The organism is candidate division TA06 bacterium, from assembly GCA_016208585.1.
In the GTDB taxonomy this organism is placed as follows: domain Bacteria; phylum Edwardsbacteria; class AC1; order AC1; family EtOH8; genus UBA5202.
The window spans coordinates 1-3,280 of the sequence record JACQXR010000157.1; the positions used below are offsets into that span (position 1 = coordinate 1).

General features: G+C 50.2%; 6 protein-coding genes. All 6 read left to right on the plus strand.

Annotation, left to right across the window (positions count from 1 at the left end):
- Nucleotides 1-143, plus strand: a 143-nt coding sequence (locus tag HY768_11235; protein ID MBI4727772.1) for a hypothetical protein, incomplete at its 5' end; no start/stop codon positions are given.
- 60 nt (nucleotides 144-203) lie between these two features.
- Nucleotides 204-1,001, plus strand: a complete 798-nt coding sequence (locus tag HY768_11240; protein MBI4727773.1) for a triose-phosphate isomerase — start codon at nucleotides 204-206, stop codon at nucleotides 999-1,001.
- Nucleotides 1,002-1,032: 31 nt separating this feature from the next.
- Complete coding sequence (gene secG, locus HY768_11245) at nucleotides 1,033-1,380, plus strand: preprotein translocase subunit SecG (GenBank protein MBI4727774.1); 348 nt, start codon at nucleotides 1,033-1,035, stop codon at nucleotides 1,378-1,380.
- A gap of 150 nt (nucleotides 1,381-1,530) precedes the next feature.
- Nucleotides 1,531-2,031, plus strand: coding sequence for a 50S ribosomal protein L21 (gene rplU, locus HY768_11250; GenBank protein MBI4727775.1), 501 nt, complete (start codon nucleotides 1,531-1,533; stop codon nucleotides 2,029-2,031).
- Complete coding sequence (rpmA, locus tag HY768_11255; protein ID MBI4727776.1) at nucleotides 2,031-2,306, plus strand: 50S ribosomal protein L27; 276 nt, start codon at nucleotides 2,031-2,033, stop codon at nucleotides 2,304-2,306. The genes rplU and rpmA overlap by 1 nt, the downstream gene beginning before the upstream one ends.
- Before the next feature lie 206 nt (nucleotides 2,307-2,512).
- Nucleotides 2,513-2,764, plus strand: a complete 252-nt coding sequence (locus tag HY768_11260; protein MBI4727777.1) for a hypothetical protein — start codon at nucleotides 2,513-2,515, stop codon at nucleotides 2,762-2,764.
- Nucleotides 2,765-3,280: the final 516 nt, after the last annotated feature.

Genomic DNA, 3,280 nt, shown 5'->3' on the forward strand with positions numbered 1-3,280 from the left:
GTCCGTATCCCGTCGGACGCAAAATATCAAATGAAGAAATTGCCCGGGTCAACCTTAAGCCCGAAAGATTTCATGGAGAATGGAATTATACAATTTACCCGAGCCTCAATAAAGCTTATTTATTTACAGCTACTAAACAGTGAACAGTAAACAGTAAACAGTGAACAGTGAACAGTGTGTCAACTCAGTATGAGGAGAGTCAAATGCGTAAGCCTATCATCGCCGGGAACTGGAAGATGTATAAAACAGTGGCCGAAGCCAAAGCGCTGGCGGAGGGCATCGTTAAAACGGTTAAAGAAGTTCAAGATGCCTGCCCTGAGAATGGCAAGCAAAGCTTGGCTGTCGAACGGGTTGAAGTGGTTCTTTGCCCGCCTTTCACCGCTTTGTCCGTTGTATCAGAAATTATCAAAGATACCGGCATCAAACTGGGGGCTCAGAACTGCTATTTCCAGGAAAAGGGCGCTTTTACTGGCGAGATTTCCCCCAAGTTTTTGCTTGACTTTGGGTGCAAATATGTTATAATTGGCCACTCGGAGCGCCGTCAATATTTCGGTGAAGACGACGCTCTTATTAATAGGAAACTCAAAACCGCCATGGGCTTAGGGTTATGTCCGATTTTTTGCATTGGCGAAACCCTGGATCAGCGCAATCAGAAACAGACATTTGATGTCTTAAAGGGTCAGGTTTTAAAAGGGCTGGAAGGCATCGGTCTGTCCGATCCGCTGAAAATGGCGCTGGCTTATGAACCGGTCTGGGCCATCGGCACCGGGGTTACCGCCACCAAGGAACAGGCCCAGGAAGTCCACCAGTACCTGCGCGGTCTTTTATCCGGCCTGTGGGGCCAGGATATAGCCGGCCAGGTCAGGATCCAGTACGGCGGCAGCGTCAAGCCGGAGAACATAGCCGAGTTGATGGACCAGCCCGATATCGACGGGGCGCTGGTGGGCGGGGCCAGCCTGGAGCCGGAATCATTTTCCAGGATAATAAATTTCAAAGGATAAAGCATTCTTTATTTTGAAAGGTAAAGCAAAAGTGTATACCCTGCTACTGATAATTCATGTGATAGGCTGCCTGTTCCTGATCGGAATAGTATTGATGCAGACCGGCAAGGGCGGTCTGGGTTCGGCCCTGGGCGGAGATTCCGAGATGTTCGGCGGTCGGGGGGCGGCCCCTTTCCTGACCAAAGCCACTACCGTTCTGGCGGTTCTGTTCATGCTAACCTCGCTGTCGCTTTCCTTCATGTCCGGGCGCCAGGCCAAGGCCCGCTCCGCCATCGAAAAATCCCTGCAGCCGGGCCAGGGCCAACAGGCTCCAGCTCAATCCCAGCAACCACAACAGTCGGGACAACCATCCCAAAAGCTGCCGGGCGGTACCAAATAACAAATATTCAGTAACTATTAAACCGCCAAGACACTGGCACCAAGCCAAATCGTGAATCGTGAATTGTGAACGGTTATTTTGTTTTGGTGTCTTGGTGGCAAAAATTCCGGTTTATTCCGCCTTTGGCGGGTTAGGAGAAAATAAAACATCATGTATGCGGTAATTGAATGCGGCGGAACCCAGGTCCGGGTCTTCCAGAATGCCAAGGTCAGGATTCCCAGGATAGACGCCAAGGAGGGCGAAAAATATAAGATCGAAAAAGTGTTGCTGGTCTCCAACGGCCAGGATATTGTAGTGGGCTCGCCCACCGTCAAAGATGCTGTGGTGGAAGCCACGGTGGTGGGACATCCCCGTTCGGCCAAGATCGTGGGCATGATCTACAAGCCCAAAAAGGACTACCGCCGGCACTGGGGCGCCCGGACCCTGTTTACCGAACTTATGATCGAAAAGGTCAGCCATCCTTCGGTCAAGCCCTTGGAAAAGCTGGCTCGCCCCGGCGCCGTTAAAAAGAAAGTCGTCAAAAAAGCCCAGCCCAAAAAAGCAGCGGCGGAAAAAACTGAAACCAAATCAGCCAAGGCCGAACCGGCCAAGCCGGCAGCGGTTAAACCGGCTTTCGCTAAAGCTACAGCAGGTAAAGGAGGAAAGAAATAATGGCGCATAAAAAAGGCTTAGGCTCTTCCAAAAACGGCCGGGACAGCAATTCCCAGCGGCTGGGAATAAAGGTCTTCGGCAACCAGAAGGTCCTGTCAGGAGCGGTGCTGGTCCGGCAGCGGGGCACCAAGTTCTATCCCGGTGCCAACGTGATGCGGGGCACCGATGACACATTGTTTGCAGTGGCCGAAGGCTATGTCCATTTTGAGCCCAAAGGAAGGCAGCACAAAAGGATCAGCGTCCATCCCGAATTAAAACTTCCGGCGAGCAAATAGCTCGCCTTTTTTATTTACTTCCTCAAATACATCTATAAGGAATACAGGAATTTTAAACGGCCAATCCGTAAAAAAGGCAGGGCCTATATGACTTTAGAACTGCAAAATAAACCGGCGATTTGGTGAAAAGACCATCCAACTTTTAAACGCCGACTTTTGTTAAGCCAAGGGAATAAAATCATGTAAATCCTGTCAATAAAAACTTTATGATAGATACCATCATCTTTGACGCCGACGGAGTGATCCTGGACAGCGAAAAACTGTGGAACCAGGGGCAGGAGAAGTTTCTTAAAAGAGGGGGGTTCAAATACGACCGGGATAAGCTGAAGCATCTGATGACCTCCGACCTCCCCGGCCGAAGGAGCGCTGGTGATGCAGAAACACTACGGCTTCAGCGGAGACCCCGGTCTTCTGGCCCGGGAGAGGATTGGCGTAGAACACAGCCTAGGCGGGGTTAAGGTATTTCGGATTGTTCACGACGTTTACCGCAATCATAAGAATATTTGTACATTTTTTCTGATTTTTGTATTGACAACGGAGTCCGCTTTAGGTTATATTTACTGGGTTGCATCGAGGACGGTCGGTAATCCATATTGGAGCGCAGAACGAACCTCCGGGTACCGGTCAATTCCCGAGTTATATTTCCTGAATGAAACCGACCGATAACCATTTAAGATCCACACGCCATCACGGAAACACACATAATATTCACAGGAGCACGCATGGACATTCGCAAGGAACTGCAGGAGATGGGCATCACCAACGTCCGGGAGATATAACGCAACCGGGCCCCGATCCCGCTATTCTTCAAAAAATCCCCGCCGGCCCTCCCGCGAGCAGACTGTGTCATAATAGTGATGGGAAGTAGGATAAAAGGCAAGTTGGGATTGAAAATATCAGTAAATTGGCTTACTTGTGGAAAAGGTTGTTATAAACGGCTACTATTGGCCTGTCGTGATCACCGCCGGAGCAAA